This window comes from Desulfopila sp. IMCC35008 (genome assembly GCF_010646885.2).
GTDB lineage: Bacteria > Desulfobacterota > Desulfobulbia > Desulfobulbales > Desulfocapsaceae > Desulfopila.
The window spans coordinates 539,852-555,451 of the sequence record NZ_CP050700.1; the positions used below are offsets into that span (position 1 = coordinate 539,852).

Annotated in this window: 11 protein-coding genes and 5 tRNA genes; all 16 read left to right on the forward strand. The window is 47.4% G+C overall.

Features of this window, described 5'->3' with window-relative positions:
- Positions 1-36 precede the first annotated feature (36 nt).
- The 16 genes from qmoC (at position 37) to rpoC (ending at position 15,447) form a co-directional block, all read left to right on the forward strand.
- A complete protein-coding gene (qmoC, locus tag GA520_RS02345; RefSeq protein ID WP_163339977.1) occupies positions 37-1,221 on the forward strand; it encodes a quinone-interacting membrane-bound oxidoreductase complex subunit QmoC in 1,185 nt (394 codons plus the stop codon).
- 182 nt (positions 1,222-1,403) lie between these two features.
- Positions 1,404-1,479: transfer RNA gene (locus tag GA520_RS02350), tRNA-Thr, on the forward strand.
- Positions 1,480-1,558: 79 nt separating this feature from the next.
- Positions 1,559-1,643: transfer RNA gene (locus GA520_RS02355), tRNA-Tyr, on the forward strand.
- A 31-nt stretch (positions 1,644-1,674) separates the two neighbouring features.
- A tRNA-Gly gene (locus tag GA520_RS02360) sits at positions 1,675-1,750 on the forward strand.
- A gap of 27 nt (positions 1,751-1,777) precedes the next feature.
- A tRNA-Thr gene (locus GA520_RS02365) sits at positions 1,778-1,853 on the forward strand.
- A gap of 56 nt (positions 1,854-1,909) precedes the next feature.
- The gene (gene tuf, locus GA520_RS02370) at positions 1,910-3,100 is read left to right on the forward strand and encodes an elongation factor Tu (RefSeq protein WP_163339978.1); all 1,191 of its coding nucleotides are present in this window, start codon (positions 1,910-1,912) and stop codon (positions 3,098-3,100) included.
- Positions 3,101-3,172: 72 nt separating this feature from the next.
- Positions 3,173-3,322: a 50S ribosomal protein L33 gene (gene rpmG, locus GA520_RS02375; protein WP_136798095.1), complete on the forward strand. Its 150-nt coding sequence runs from the start codon at positions 3,173-3,175 to the stop codon at positions 3,320-3,322.
- Between the two features lie 8 nt (positions 3,323-3,330).
- Positions 3,331-3,407 (forward strand) — tRNA-Trp (locus GA520_RS02380).
- Positions 3,408-3,505: 98 nt separating this feature from the next.
- The gene (gene secE / locus GA520_RS02385; RefSeq protein ID WP_163339979.1) at positions 3,506-3,754 is read left to right on the forward strand and encodes a preprotein translocase subunit SecE; all 249 of its coding nucleotides are present in this window, start codon (positions 3,506-3,508) and stop codon (positions 3,752-3,754) included.
- A 91-nt stretch (positions 3,755-3,845) separates the two neighbouring features.
- On the forward strand, positions 3,846-4,379 hold the full coding sequence (nusG, locus tag GA520_RS02390) for a transcription termination/antitermination protein NusG (RefSeq protein WP_163339980.1): 534 nt from the start codon (positions 3,846-3,848) through the stop codon (positions 4,377-4,379).
- Between the two features lie 79 nt (positions 4,380-4,458).
- Complete coding sequence (gene rplK / locus GA520_RS02395) at positions 4,459-4,884, forward strand: 50S ribosomal protein L11 (protein ID WP_163339981.1); 426 nt, start codon at positions 4,459-4,461, stop codon at positions 4,882-4,884.
- Between the two features lie 60 nt (positions 4,885-4,944).
- Positions 4,945-5,649 carry a 50S ribosomal protein L1 gene (gene rplA, locus GA520_RS02400; protein WP_163339982.1) on the forward strand — a complete coding sequence of 235 codons (705 nt, stop codon included), beginning with the start codon at positions 4,945-4,947 and terminating at the stop codon, positions 5,647-5,649.
- Positions 5,650-5,875: 226 nt separating this feature from the next.
- Positions 5,876-6,403, forward strand: a complete 528-nt coding sequence (rplJ, locus tag GA520_RS02405; RefSeq protein WP_163339983.1) for a 50S ribosomal protein L10 — start codon at positions 5,876-5,878, stop codon at positions 6,401-6,403.
- A gap of 52 nt (positions 6,404-6,455) precedes the next feature.
- The gene (rplL, locus tag GA520_RS02410) at positions 6,456-6,839 is read left to right on the forward strand and encodes a 50S ribosomal protein L7/L12 (protein WP_205749378.1); all 384 of its coding nucleotides are present in this window, start codon (positions 6,456-6,458) and stop codon (positions 6,837-6,839) included.
- A gap of 392 nt (positions 6,840-7,231) precedes the next feature.
- The gene (rpoB, locus tag GA520_RS02415; protein ID WP_163339984.1) at positions 7,232-11,311 is read left to right on the forward strand and encodes a DNA-directed RNA polymerase subunit beta; all 4,080 of its coding nucleotides are present in this window, start codon (positions 7,232-7,234) and stop codon (positions 11,309-11,311) included.
- Positions 11,312-11,400: 89 nt separating this feature from the next.
- On the forward strand, positions 11,401-15,447 hold the full coding sequence (gene rpoC, locus GA520_RS02420) for a DNA-directed RNA polymerase subunit beta' (protein WP_163339985.1): 4,047 nt from the start codon (positions 11,401-11,403) through the stop codon (positions 15,445-15,447).
- The last annotated feature ends 153 nt before the right edge of the window (positions 15,448-15,600 follow it).

Consider the following 15,600-nt stretch of genomic DNA (forward strand, 5'->3'; position numbering starts at 1 on the left):
AGGCTCAACGTTTTTGATAATATTCAGGAGGAAAATATGAATGTTCAACCGGATTTAGAATTTATAAAAACTCTCAAACAGGCCGGTGGTGACACGATGAAAAAGTGTTACCAGTGTGCGACCTGTTCCGTTGCCTGTCCTCTTTCGACAGATGACAAGCCGTTTCCGCGTAAGGAAATGATCTGGTCTCAGTGGGGCATGAAAGAAAACCTTATTGCAGACCCTGACGTATTCCTCTGTCATCAATGTGGTGATTGTACAGAGATGTGCCCTCGTGGTGCCAAACCTGGTGAGGTTCTAGGCGCGATCAGGTCTTACGCTTACACTTTCTATGGCTGGCCTTCCGGTCTCGCCAAGTTGTGTACCAGTGCCAAGAACCTGCCGATCCTTATTGGTATCCCTGCGGTGATTATACTTATCATGTGGTTTCTTTCCGGAGCCATGCACATTCCGTCTTCAGAGGAGTTCGCAAGTCACGGTTACCAGCAATTCTTCGGTCACTGGGATTTTAAATGGTATGCAAAGAATATATTCTTTATTGTAGCATTTATGGTACCGGCAGCTGGAATTGCTGCTTTCTCCGCTTTCATGGGTGTACGGAAGATGTGGAAGTCGATGAGCGATAATGCTTCCTTAAATACGGAGTTCAAGCCGTCAATTAAACAGTTTGCCACCGATTTCCTATGGCCTTCAATTGTTGAGACTGTGCAGCATGGTCGTTTTAAAGAGTGTACGGTGAATACTGACAGGGTGAAAGGACATCTGCCGTTGATGTTTGCTTTCATAGGGTTGTTTATCGTTACCTGTTGGTCCCTGTTAAAGAATGATGTCCTGGGCCTGTTCTGGACCTCATTGCATGCGCCAATGAGCCTGATCGATCCTTTCAAGATCGTGGCCAACATATCTGCTATAGCCCTGTTGTACGGTATTTGGGTTCTATGGAAGAGCAGAACCGATATGGAAAAGCGTGGTAAAGCCAGCAAGACATTTTACGATTGGTTCCTGATCTGGGAAATTCTTGCGGTTGGTGTTACCGGTCTCGGTGCGGAACTTCTTCGCTGGGCCGGTCTCCCCGCTCTGGGTTATATAGTATATTACCTGCATCTTGTTTCTGTTATGATGTTGTTTCTGTATATGCCGTATACCAAGTTTGCTCATATCGTCTTCAGGACTACCGCTATGTGCTTTGAGAAGTACCGTGAGAGTGCGTTTGCAAAATAACTCTTATTGAATAACGTTCTTGTTGGAATTAAGGCCGGTTTACCCGAAAGGGTACAACCGGCCTTATTATCTTAGGGGACGGTATTTGTGTATTGACGAGACACGTGAGTAAGAAAAAACGTACTTTTAAAAATAAAGGTTGCTTAAAGTTTTCTGAATTAGTATATTCACGTGCTTTGTAAGCTGGCGTAGCTCAATTGGCAGAGCAGCTGATTTGTAATCAGCAGGTTGCGGGTTCGAGTCCCATCGCCAGCTCCAGAAAAAGGTAAAAAAGTACTTTACAAAGTGTTGGTAAGAGTATAAAGAGTGTCTGTCTTTTTATAAAGACATTCCCCATGGAGGGGTTCCCGAGTGGCCAAAGGGAACAGACTGTAAATCTGTCGGCGACGCCTTCGGAGGTTCGAATCCTCCCCCCTCCACCAACTCTCATCAGCATGAAAGAGACTTTACTGGGCGGGAATAGCTCAATTGGTAGAGCATCAGCCTTCCAAGCTGAGGGTTGCGAGTTCGAGTCTCGTTTCCCGCTCCATGCTGTCTTCAAAGTAGTTAATTTGGTGCCCACGTAGCTCAGTTGGTAGAGCGCATCCTTGGTAAGGATGAGGTCACCGGTTCAAATCCGGTCGTGGGCTCCAGGCTTGAGTAAAATTCAAATCGAAACAACTTTCAACGGCCTGAGGAGACAAGAGAAATGTCAAAAGAAAAATTTGAAAGGACTAAACCGCATGTCAATGTTGGAACAGTAGGTCATATCGATCACGGTAAAACTACATTGACTGCAGCCATTACCCGCGTTTTGTCTACGAAAGGTCAGGCGTCTTTTACTGACTTCAGCGAAATTGATAAAGCGCCGGAAGAAAAAGAGCGAGGAATTACCATTGCTACCGCTCATGTTGAGTATGAGACCGAGAAGCGTCATTATGCACATGTTGACTGCCCGGGCCATGCCGACTATATCAAAAATATGATTACCGGTGCAGCCCAGATGGACGGCGCCATTCTGGTGGTCGCTGCGACTGACGGTGCTATGCCGCAGACCCGTGAGCATATCCTGCTTGCGCGTCAGGTTGGTGTTCCTGCAATCGTTGTATTCCTCAACAAGTGCGACATGGTCGACGATGAGGAGCTGATCGAGCTGGTAGAGATGGAGCTTCGTGAGCTTCTTGATAAATATGAGTTCCCTGGAGACGATATTCCTTTCGTGCAGGGATCTGCTCTTCTTGCACTGGAGAATCCGGAAGACGAAGAGAAAGCGAAGTGCATATGGGATCTTATGGATGCTGTTGATTCCTATATTCCAGAGCCTGAGCGTGATATTGATCAGGCCTTTTTGATGCCGATTGAGGACGTATTCTCAATCTCTGGTCGTGGTACTGTTGCCACTGGCCGTGTAGAGCGTGGTATTGTCAGGGTTGGTGACGAGGTGGAGATTGTAGGTATTAAAGAAACCACCAAGACCACTTGTACCGGTGTTGAGATGTTCCGTAAGCTGCTTGATGAAGGTCAGGCTGGAGATAATATCGGAGCTCTGCTTCGTGGTGTGAAACGTGAGGAGATTGAGCGCGGTCAGGTACTGTCCAAGCCCGGTTCTATCACCCCCCACACCAACTTTGAAGCTGAGTGCTACATCCTTGGGAAAGATGAGGGTGGACGTCATACTCCATTTTTCAACGGATATCGTCCTCAGTTTTATTTCAGGACCACTGACGTTACCGGTATTGTTACCTTACCTGAAGGTACAGAAATGGTAATGCCTGGTGATAACGTATCCGTCACCGCTGAGCTGATCACCCCGATCGCTATGGATGAGGGACTGCGTTTCGCTATTCGCGAGGGTGGCAGGACCGTAGGCGCTGGTGTTGTAAGCAAGATCAATAAGTAGTAACACCGATCTGCGCAAAAAGATTGCACCCTGCTGCATAAGCGGTGGGGTGACCTTTGTAGAGGACCTCGAATGAGAGATATAGTTACCCTTGCATGTGGTACATGCAAACGTCGTAATTATACGACTACGAAAAATAAGAAAAACACTCCGAATAAGCTGGAGTTCAAAAAGTATTGTCCGTTTTGTCGGAGTCACACTCCGCATAAGGAAACGAAGTAGGGAAACACAGGCCAGTAGCTCGAATTGGTAGAGCATCGGACTCCAAATCCGAGGGCTGGGGGTTCGAATCCCTCCTGGCCTGCCACTATTTTTAGTGGCAGGTGTTTTCTATTTTGGCAGGGCGAACATTTGGACTCGTATTCGCTGGAAATATTAGAAGAGTTACGAACTCGGACATCGCATATGGCAGGAAAGGCAAAATCAAAAAAGGGCAATTCAGCGAATGAGAAAGAACCGTCTCCTTTCGCACCTGCTCAGATAAAGAAGTTTATCGAAGAGGTAAAGGTCGAATTTACCAAGATCGTCTGGCCTGATAAAAAGATGAGTCTTGGCCTTACCGGGATTGTCGTGGTACTCACGGTGATTATTTCAGCCTACCTCGGAGCAGTAGATCTGCTGCTAGGTAAGCTTGTATCCTCTTTTCTGCGGTAGAGATTGAACCGATACCGCACGGGGATGCTTGGATGATAGATGAAATCCAGGCGCCGGATGTGCGCAACTTTCTAGGGACTTAAGCGATCACATGGCAAGACAATGGTATATACTTCAGGTTCATTCGGGATTCGAGGAGAAGGTTAAGGCGACCCTCGAAGAGCGTATTCGTAAAGAAGGACTCGAAGAGTCTTTTGGAGAGATCCTAGTTCCGACCGAACAGGTAGTCGAAATGATCAAAGGCTCACGCAAGACTTCCTCTCGTCGCTTTTTCCCCGGCTACATGCTGGTGAGCATGGAACTTAACGATGAAACCTGGCATACAATCCACCAGAATATGCCCCGTGTAGTTGGATTCGTCGGTGATGACAGAAATCCGATTCCGCTGTCCGATGAAGATGCTGGTAAGATTATCGGCAGGATTCAGGATGGCTCTGAACGACCAAGGCCTAAGGTTATCTTTGACGTTGGGGAGACAGTGCGGGTTATAGACGGACCTTTTGCTAATTTTCAGGGTGTGGTTGATGAGGTATTTCCTGAAAAAGGCCGTGTTCGCGTTATGGTTTCGATTTTCGGTCGTGAAACACCTGTCGAGTTAGAATTCGTACAGGTGACGAATACCTGATATTGGGGTCGGTCTTAATAGGCCGTTTACGAAATACTTACATAAGAAATTAAATCAGTTTGTCAGTTGGAGTAGAGAAATGGCCAAAAAAGTAATGGCATACATCAAGCTGCAGATTGCTGCAGGAAAGGCGAATCCATCACCGCCTGTTGGACCTGCACTAGGTCAGCACGGTGTAAATATTATGGAATTCTGCAAGGCATTCAATGCAAAGACCCAAGGTATGGGTGATACCATTGTACCGGTAGTCATCACCGTCTATCAGGATCGTTCTTTCAGTTATATTACCAAAACACCTCCCGCGTCAGTACTGCTGCTAAAAGCAGCAAACCTGCAGAAAGGCTCAGGTAATCCGAAAGCAGAGCGTGTTGCTGAAATCGGTCGTGATAAGATCAAGGAAATCGCTGAAATCAAAATGCCTGATCTGAACGCTTATGATATCGAAGCAGCCATGAAAATCGTAGAAGGCACAGCCAGAAGCTGCGGAATTACCGTAGTAGATTAATTTAGAAAAATCATTTCACTGCTGGCAGGGACTATGGGCTCTGTCAAAGTAGGAGGCATCATGCCGAAGCGCGGAAAAAATTATAAAAATAAAATCCAGACATTTGATAAAAGTGTTCAATATAGCCCGGAAGAGGGCGTAAAGAAGGTTCTCGAACTCTCGTTTGCTAAGTTCGATGAGACATTTGATATTGCAATGAAACTCGGTGTTGATCCGAGACATGCCGACCAGATGATCCGATCTTCTGTTGTTTTGCCGCATGGTACAGGTAAAGAAACCAGGGTACTCGTCTTTGCCAAAGGACCTAAAGAAGCTGAGGCTAAAGAAGCCGGGGCTGATTTTGTTGGTGCTGAGGACATAGTGGAAAAGATTCAGGGTGGCTGGCTCGATTTCGATAAAACTGTTGCAACTCCCGATATGATGGGAACTGTTGGTAAGATCGGACGAATACTTGGACCTCGTAACCTGATGCCAAATGCCAAACTTGGTACTGTTACTTTTGATGTGGCTGATGTCGTAAAGGAAATTAAAGCTGGTAAGGTTGATTTCAAGGTTGATAAGACCGGTATTATTCATGCCGGGATTGGTAAGGCTTCGTTTGGTGAGCAGAAGTTGCAGGAAAACCTTGTCGCCTTTATTGAGAAAATTGTTCAGTTGAAACCGTCAGCTGCCAAAGGAATATACCTGAGGTCAGTTACTATTTCAACGACGATGGGACCAGGTGTGAAGCTTGATACACTGGCTCTTAGGACACTTGTAAAGTAGTAGGTTTTAAGAAGTAACGGTATCCTTATATTTTTTTAAATAATTGATACCGTTTGGTCGAAGACAGCAGGTACATTACGTTTAATCATGATGTTTCATGACCTGCCGAGACGAGGGTAAAACCAGATAGTATCTGTCTGGCCATATGGATTTTCGTATGTTGCCCGTATCAGCGTCGTAACTGCTGTTTCGAAAAGATTAACCATTTCTGAGAAGGAGGAGCACTTTGAATCGTGATGATAAAGCGACAATAGTGTCGGAATTAAACAACTCGTTTAGCCGTGCTAAGTTTGTTGTAGTCGCTGACTATTGTGGTTTAAAAGTCTCTGAGTTACAGGCTATCCGAAAGGAACTGCGTGATTGTGACTCTGAGATCCGAATTGCAAAGAACACACTCCTCAGAAGAGCAGTAGCTGATACTGACAACGCCGGTCTCGTTGACGATTTTACCGGAACCACGGCTGTCATTATGTCTTATGCTGACCCGGTTGCACCCGCAAAGGTTGTTGCCAAGTTTGCCGATGACAAAGATAAGTTCATTATCAGATCTGCCGCTCTCGAAGGGGAAAAACTTGATGTAGATGGTGTAGTTGCACTGTCTAAACTGCCTTCCAAGGAAGTTCTGCTTGGCCAGTTGCTGTCAGTTATGAACAGCGTACCCACTGGTCTTGTTCAGGTACTTTCCGGTGTGCCGAGAACATTTGTTTATGCACTACAGGCGGTTAAAGATCAGAAAGAACAGGCCGCTAGTTAAATAGCAGCATGCCAACGTACTGAAAAAAACTGAGAAAAAGAGGTTATCCATAATGGCTGTCACTAAAGAAGATGTAATTGAATTCATTTCCAATATGACCGTACTCGAGCTTTCTGAACTTATTAAAGAGTTCGAGGAGAAGTTCGGTGTTTCTGCTGCTGCTCCAGTTGCTATTGCTGCTGCTGGTGCTCCCGCCGCCGATGGTGGTGCTGCTGCAGAAGAAAAGACTGAGTTTGACGTAATACTTGCTGGTGCCGGAGATCAGAAGATCAAGGTCATCAAAGAGGTTCGTGCAATTACCGGTCTTGGCCTGAAAGAAGCAAAAGCTCTGGTTGAAGATGCCCCGCAGCCGATGAAAGAGGGCATTACCAAGGAAGAGTGTGAAGAAATAAAAGGTAAGATCGAAGCAGTAGGTGGTTCCGTAGAGATCAAATAGTTCCACCAGTGCAGGCATCCGTATCACGGATGCACCGGTAGTATAAGACACGCTACAGGCCAAGGCCACGTAGCGTGTCTTGCTTTGTAGTCTTTGTTGTAGGGTGATTGGAAAACAACAGTAATACAGGTAGTTATATGCTGTTTTGGTCGGATGGCCGGATGCGGCATTGAGGATGGAGAGGAGTCCCCATCCTGACGAAAAATACTATATCGTGTTTGCAAGAAGAATGTAACTTAAAAAAAACAGCAGTTCACTTTTTAATTAGCAATTAATTCTTATTCTAATCCATAATCAAAGTACACTCCAATTACCAATCGGTCACCTCTGGAACGTAGGACAGGGTCGTGTACCAGTGTGTAATGAATTCCAGGAAACCTCGAGGACAATATATGGAACGAGTCAGAAAGAACTTCGCCACGGCTGAGACAATCATTGAGCCACCCCACCTCATTTCCATGCAGAGAATTTCGTACGAGAGCTTTCTGCAGATGGGTTGCGACCCTGAGGAACGTGAGGAATTCGGGCTTGAGGCGATCTTTAAAAGCGTCTTTCCCATCAATGATTTCAACGGCCTTTGCTCTCTTGAATATGTACGATATAAGTTTGGAGAGCCGAAGTATACTATCGCAGAATGCCAGCAGCGTGGCATGACATATGAGATACCACTGAAGATAGTTGTTCGATTGATATCATTTGATGTCGACGAGGAAACCGGGGTTCAAACTATCCGCGATATCAAAGAGCAGGAGGTTTTCCTCGGCTCATTACCGCTAATGACTGCAGACGGCGTATTTGTTGTTAATGGTACAGAGCGCGTGATAGTATCACAGCTTCAGCGTTCTCCGGGTCTTTTTTATACCCACGACAATGGTAAAACCCATTCAAGCGGAAAACTGCTTTATTCTGCCCGAATTATACCGGTTCGTGGTTCCTGGATAGATCTCGAATTTGACATTAAAGATGTACTTCATGTTCGGATTGACAGGCGTCGAAAATTTCCGGTTACGACCCTGCTGAAAGCGATAGGTTATACCGCAGAGCAGCTGCTTGCTGAGTTTTATCCGGTATCCACAGTTACCAAGGAAGGTGAAAATTATTTCATCAATTTTGATACCGAGACTTTTCTTGGACAACGCCTCGAGTATGATATTGTTTCCCCTAAGGACGGAGATATTCTATCCAAGCAGGGAAGGAAAGTTACCAAAGCACTGTGCAGGAGAATTGGTGAGGCAGAAATCACCAGACTGCAGATTTCCAAGGAAACATTAACCGGGCGTATCTTAAGCAACACTATCGCCAATCCGGATAGTGAAGAACCTCTGGCACTATGTAATACAGAGCTGACTGAAACCATCTTGGAGTCTCTCGATAATGCTGGTATCAACGAGTTCAGGGTTCTATTTATTGACGGTGTAAAGTACTCGGAGTCTTTCAGCAAGACACTTGCTCTTGATAAAGTTGCTTCAACGGACGATGCTCTTCTCGAGATATATCGTCGCCTGAGGCCCTCCAGTCCGCCAACCATTGAGGTTGCCCAGACGTTCTTCGATAACCTCTTTTTCAATGGCGATCTCTACGACTTATCTGAAGTTGGACGCTATAAGATTAATGCCAGGTTAGGTTTAGATGTTGATATAGAACACCGGGCGTTGACCAAGGCTGATATCGTTGAGTCCATAAAATACCTGGTAAGGCTTAAAGACAGCCAGGGGGCAGTTGATGATATTGATCACCTTGGCAACAGACGTGTCCGGACTGTGGGTGAACTGGTAGAGAACCAGTACCGAATGGGACTCGTACGAATGGAACGTGCCATTAAGGAGAGAATGACTCTGCAGGATGTCGAGACTCTTATGCCGCATGATCTGGTTAACCCCAAACCAATTTCAGCTGCAATTAAAGAATTTTTTGGTACGAGCCAGCTGTCCCAGTTCATGGATCAGACCAATCCCCTTTCCGAAGTAACCCACAAACGCAGGTTGTCAGCACTCGGACCCGGTGGTCTGTCACGTGAGCGTGCAGGCTTTGAAGTTCGAGACGTTCACCCAACCCACTATGGTAGGATTTGTCCGGTTGAAACACCAGAGGGACCCAATATTGGTCTCATTGTTTCACTGGCAACGTACGCTCGTGTCAACCCGTATGGGTTTATTGAGACACCCTATCGTAAAGTCGAAGATCGAATTGTTCTTGAAGAAATCAAGTACCTCAGTGCTCTACAAGAGCAGAATCAGATTATTGCTCCGGCATTGACTGAAATGGAAAGCCCGAATACGGTGGCTGCCGGTAACTTGATTGTTCGTGAGGATGGTGAGGTTGTTACCACCCTTGCTGACAATGTCACGTATATGGATATCGCCCCGAACCAGTTAGTAAGTGTGGCTGCATCGCTCATCCCCTTTTTGGAAAACGATGATGCCAACCGTGCGCTGATGGGATCCAACATGCAACGTCAGGCGGTACCGTTAATGGTACCCAGATCTCCTCTGGTTGGTACAGGCATGGAGAGGTATGTTGCCCGGGACTCCGGTGCCTGTCTTCTCGCTGCCGGTGAGGGGGTTGTTGAAGAAGCTGACGCGAACCGTATCGTGGTACGATATGATAAACCAGGTGTGGATGGCTATGACACTGGTGTTGCTGTCTATCGGTTGGAAAAATATAAGAAATCCAACCAGAACACCTGTTTTAATCAGCGCCCCTTGGTCCTTCCGGGAACCCGCGTGACAGATGGCACCGTTCTGGCTGATGGCCCCTCTTGTGAAAAAGGAGAGCTTGCTCTAGGCAAGAACGTAACAATTGCCTTTATGCCATGGCGTGGATTCAACTTTGAGGATTCCATCCTAATCAATGAGAGACTGCTTAAAGAAGATACTTTCACCTCGGTTCATATCGAGGTTTTCGAGACCATGGCCCGGGACACCAAACTCGGCAAAGAAGAGATCACCCGAGATATCCCTAACGTCAGCGAAGAGACCCTTCGAAACCTGGATGATTCCGGTATTGTCCGTATTGGTGCCGAGGTAAAAGCTGGTGATACCCTGGTCGGCAAGGTTACTCCAAAAGGTGAGACCGTTCTGTCGCCGGAAGAAAAACTGCTTCGTGCCATCTTCGGCGAAAAAGCCCAGGACGTGAAAGATTCTTCACTCCGTGTCCCACCAGGGGTTACCGGTGTTGTCATCGATGCCAAGGTCTTCTCACGCAAGGGTGTTGATAAAGACGAGCGCTCACTCATGATCGAGGATCTCGAGATTGAGCGTCTTAACCAGGACAAGATTGATGAATTGAACAGCCTCAAGCGTGGTATTTGTCGGGAGGTTGGTCAGATTATTGATGGCCGGACCGCTAAGGCAGACATTCACGATCGTGATGGTCAGGTACTGGTCAAGCTGGGTAAGAAAATTGAAGAGAGTATGGCGGTGCAAATTGGTTTTCACCAGTTGCGTCTGATCGACTTTTCTGAAAAGGCCAAATATGAAGATAAAATCGATGCGGCCTACGAGCGTTATGAGAAACAGTCTAAACTTATAGCCGAGAGATATGATGGTATCATCGATCGGATGAAAAAGGGAGATGACCTCCCTCCTGGCGTTGTCAAAATGGTCAAAGTCTATGTCGCCACGAAGCGTAAGCTCTCAGTTGGGGACAAAATGGCTGGTCGGCACGGCAACAAGGGTGTTGTTTCCAGACTGCTTCCCGAAGAGGATATGCCGTACTTTGCAGACGGCTCCACAGTCGATGTTGTCTTGAACCCGCTCGGTGTTCCTTCGCGTATGAACGTGGGTCAGGTACTAGAGGTCCATCTTGGCTATGCTGCCAGGAAATTTGGGCAGCAACTTGAGAACATGGTTCGTGATAAGGCTGTAGAAATGATCAAAGAGAAGGTCGATGCGATCTACTCCCCAAAAGAAGCCGATCTGATCTACGCCGGTAAAAGCGATGATGAACTGATCGAGTGGGCACGACAGCATCAGGAAGGTCTGCATATGGCGACTCCTGTATTTGATGGAGCGCAGGAAGGTCAGATTCGTCAACTCCTGGTGGAGGCGGGTGCTGATGAAGTCGGTCAGGAGACCCTCTACGACGGGTTGACTGGTGAACCGTTTTCCAACAAGGTAACCGTTGGTATCATGTACGTGCTCAAGCTTCATCATCTGGTTGATAACAAGATCCATGCGCGTTCAACCGGACCCTACTCTCTCGTAACCCAGCAACCGCTTGGCGGAAAAGCGCAGTTTGGTGGCCAGCGCCTGGGTGAGATGGAGGTTTGGGCCATGGAAGCATATGGTGCCGCATATACATTGAAAGAGTTTTTAACAGCTAAATCCGATGATGTCGAAGGACGTACTACCATGTACGAACGGATCGTTAAAGGTGACAACTTCCTTACCACCGGCTTGCCGGAGTCCTTCCACGTACTGGTGAAGGAACTGCAGGGGCTGTGTCTGAATATGGAATTAATCGAAGAGTAATCGACTGGACCTGAAAACCCAAAGCTCTTCAACGCCCGGTGAGATCAGTTTTGCCGGGCATACCCGAAATTTAAGGGAGAGGTGATTTCGTGGAAGAATTATTCAATTTTTTTCAAAAACCGAAAGCCCCTACGAAATTCAAAAGCGTCAGGATTTCACTAGCATCGCCGGAGAAGATAATGGATTGGTCTCACGGCGAAGTGAAGAAGCCGGAGACGATCAATTATAGAACGTTCAAGCCCGAACGCGACGGGCTCTTTTGCGCCAAAATATTTGGACCGGTTAAGGATTTCGAATGTAACTGCGGAAAATACAAGCGCATGAAGCACCGTGGCGTCGTTTGCGAGAAATGCGGTGTAGAAGTTATCCAGTCAAAAGTACGTCGGGAGCGACTTGGCCATATCAAGCTTGCTGCTCCGGTGGCGCATATCTGGTTTTTAAAGAGTCTGCCGTCCAAGATCGGTGCCGTTCTTGATATGACGCTGAAGCAGCTTGAAAAAATTCTCTATTTCGAGCAATACGCGGTGGTAGAATCCGAGGTTGAGGCTGTTCCCGTCGGAACCCTGCTTACTGAGGATAAGTATCGTCAGTACAAGGAAGAGTATCCGGCTCAGTTTCGTGTAGGTATCGGAGCCGAAGCCATTCGTGAACTGCTCACCGGGACAGATCTTGTAGGGCTGTCTGCCTTGCTTCGCGAGGAGATGGCTAATACCAACTCGCAGACCAAAAGGCAAAAGCTTGGCAAGCGCCTGTTTGTTGTAGAGGCCTTTCGTGATTCAGGCAACCGCCCTGAATGGATGATTCTCGAGGTCATTCCGGTCTTGCCGCCGGACCTCCGTCCTTTGGTACCTCTTGAAGGTGGTCGTTTTGCTACATCCGATCTAAACGATCTGTACCGTCGGGTAATTAACAGGAATAACCGCCTCAAGCGCCTGCTCGAACTTGATGCACCGGATATCATTATCCGCAACGAGAAGCGGATGCTCCAGGAAGCGGTCGATGTACTGTTTGACAATGGACGTCGTGGCCGGGTCATCACCGGCGCAAATAAACGTCCGCTCAAATCACTCGCCGATATGCTCAAAGGTAAGCAGGGACGTTTTCGTCAGAACCTGCTTGGTAAGCGTGTCGACTATTCCGGGCGTTCTGTTATTGTTGTTGGCCCGCATCTGCGTCTGCATCAGTGCGGTATCCCAAAGAAAATGGCCCTCGAATTGTTCAAGCCGTTTATTTATAACAAGCTTGAGAACAAAGGATTTGTCACTACCATCAAGAGTGCCAGAAAGATGGTGGAGAAAGGTGCCAAGGAGGTATGGGATGTGCTTGAAGAGGTTGTAACCGAGTATCCGGTTATCCTCAACCGTGCACCGACCCTGCATAGGCTCGGCATGCAGGCTTTTGAAGCCGTCTTGATCGAAGGTAAGGCTATTCAGCTGCATCCGCTTGTCTGTGCGGCATTCAACGCCGACTTCGACGGTGACCAGATGGCAGTGCATGTACCGCTTTCTGTAGAGGCCCAGGTGGAAGCCAGGGTGTTGATGATGTCTACGAACAACATCCTCTCTCCCGCCAATGGTGAGCCGGTCATCATCCCGTCACAGGATATCGTGCTCGGCCTTTATTATATGACCCGTGAACGAATTAATGCTAAAGGTGAGGGCAAGGTCTTCTCTAATGATGATGAAGCCCGTATCGCCTACAACCACGGTGCGGTTGACCTTCAGGCCAAGGTGAAAATCAGGAAAGATGGTGAGATTGTCGAATCAACTATGGGACGTATTATTCTCAGCCAGTTGCTTCCGCAGTCCGTACCGTTCCGTGAGATCAACAAAGTCATGTCCAAGAAGGCCCTGGCCAAGCTCATCGATTATACCTACCGTCAGGCTGGCACCAAGGATACAGTAATCCTTGCAGACAGGCTAAAAGATACAGGGTATGAGTATGCAACCCGCGCCGGAATCTCCATCTGCATCAATGATATGAAGATTCCGCTGAGCAAGGAAGATCTTGTTGAAGAGGCTGAAGCATCCGTACTTGATGTCGAACAACAATATACTGATGGTCTGATCACCTCCGGTGAGAAGTACAATAAGGTTGTTGATATCTGGTCCAAGGTTTCCGAGGATGTTGCCAACGAGATGATGGATGAGATCAAGGTTGATTATGTCAGAACCCGTGACAATGAACTGATAGAATCCCCGAGTTTCAACTCGATCTTCATTATGGCTGACTCCGGTGCAAGGGGCTCACGAGATCAGATTCGTCAGTTAGCCGGTATGCGTGGGCTGATGGCCAAACCGTCCGGTGCCATTATCGAGACTCCTATCAAGGCAAACTTCCGTGAAGGTCTGGGCGTTCTTGAATACTTCATTTCCACTCATGGTGCCCGTAAGGGTCTGGCTGATACCGCACTCAAGACGGCGAACTCCGGTTACCTGACAAGAAGGCTTGTCGATGTGGCTCAGGAGGTAACAATTGTTGAGCGAGATTGCTTTACACTTGATGGCATCGTTGCCGAGCCTCTGTTAGATGGTGGTGAGATTATTGTTCCGCTTGGAGACAGGATTCTCGGTCGTGTTGCTCTTGAGGATGTTGTAGATCCATACAGCGACGAAGTCATTGTTAAAGCTGGCGAAGAGATTACAGAGGACCTCATCGCAGATATCGAGAAGGCTGGTGTCGACCGGGTCATGATACGGTCGGTTCTTTCATGCCGCTCGCGTCGTGGCGTCTGTGCACTCTGCTATGGCCGTGATCTTGGTCGGGGACATATGGTTAATAAGGGTGAGGCGATTGGCGTTATAGCCGCTCAATCCATCGGTGAGCCCGGAACCCAGCTGACTATGCGTACCTTCCATATCGGTGGTACCGCATCAAGGGCTGTTGAACAGGCTGAAATCAAGACACAGCGGGGTGGTAAGGTCGGTTTCAGGAACCTGCATTCGGTTACTAATGTCGAAGGTATCAAGATCGTCATGAACCGCAACGCAGAAGTCGTTATCATGGATGACCTTGATCGCGAGCGCGAACGATACAAGGTTAACTACGGTGCCCAAATACTGGTTGCAGAAGGTGCAGAAGTTGAGGCAGGTACCGTTATGGCCGATTGGGATGCATACACTATACCGATTGTTTCTGAGGTCGGTGGTATTATTAAGTATGGTGATATCATAGAAGGTATGACCATGCAGGAAAAGGTCGATCCTGTCACCGGTAAGTCCTCAAAGGTCATTGTCCACTCCACCGGGAGTGCCCAGTTGAACCCGCGGGTATCTGTTAAAGGAGAACGCGGTAAGACCTTGAAACTTCCCAATTCAGATGTATTTGCGCGCTATAGCCTGCCGGTTGGTTCCATCATCTCTGTCGATGAGGGAGATGTGATAGAACCGGGTTCTGTGGTCGGTAAGATTCCACGTGAATCTTCAAAGACAAAGGATATTACAGGTGGTTTGCCCCGAGTTGCAGAACTCTTTGAGGTTCGTAAACCTAAGGATCCTGCCGTTATCTCAAAAATCGACGGTCGTGTCAGCTTCGGTAAAGAACTGAAAGGGAAGCGTCGTGTTGTAGTCACTCCGGAATATGGTGATCCTGAAGAGTACCTGGTACCGAAGGTCAAGCATATCATTGTCCATGAGGGTGACTATGTACAGGCTGGTGAACCGTTGATGGAAGGAACTGTTGTTCCCAACGACATCCTCTCTGTACTCGGCGTCAAGGAACTTGCTAAATTCCTTGTCAACGAGATTCAGGAGGTGTACCGCCTGCAAGGTGTAAAGATCAACGATAAACATATTGAGGTTATCGTTCGTCAGATGCTCAAGCGTGTAATGATAACAAACGCTGGTGAATCCCGATTTATGATCGGGGAGCAGGTCGAGTGGTGGAAGTTTGAGGAAGAGAGGGAGCGACTGATGGTCGAAGGTAAACAACCTGCTGTTGCAGAGCCACTGTTGCTTGGTGTGACGAAAGCATCTCTTTCAACAGAGAGCTTTATTTCCGCAGCCTCCTTCCAGGAAACCACCAAGGTTCTCACCAATGCAGCTATGGCTGGCAAGGTTGATGAACTTACAGGTTTAAAGGAAAATGTGATTATGGGACGCCTGATTTCTGCAGGAACCGGACTTGACGGGCAATAGTCCTATCACATTAAAATAACGTTGTAGACCTTTTTATTCTTGACACTATTTGCTGATTGAGGTAAATGATACCTTTTTCGTGCAAATTTTCAGAGCAAAAAGGTCTGCAACTGCATTGTCAGAAAATTATATAAACGGTTAGTCAAACAGGAG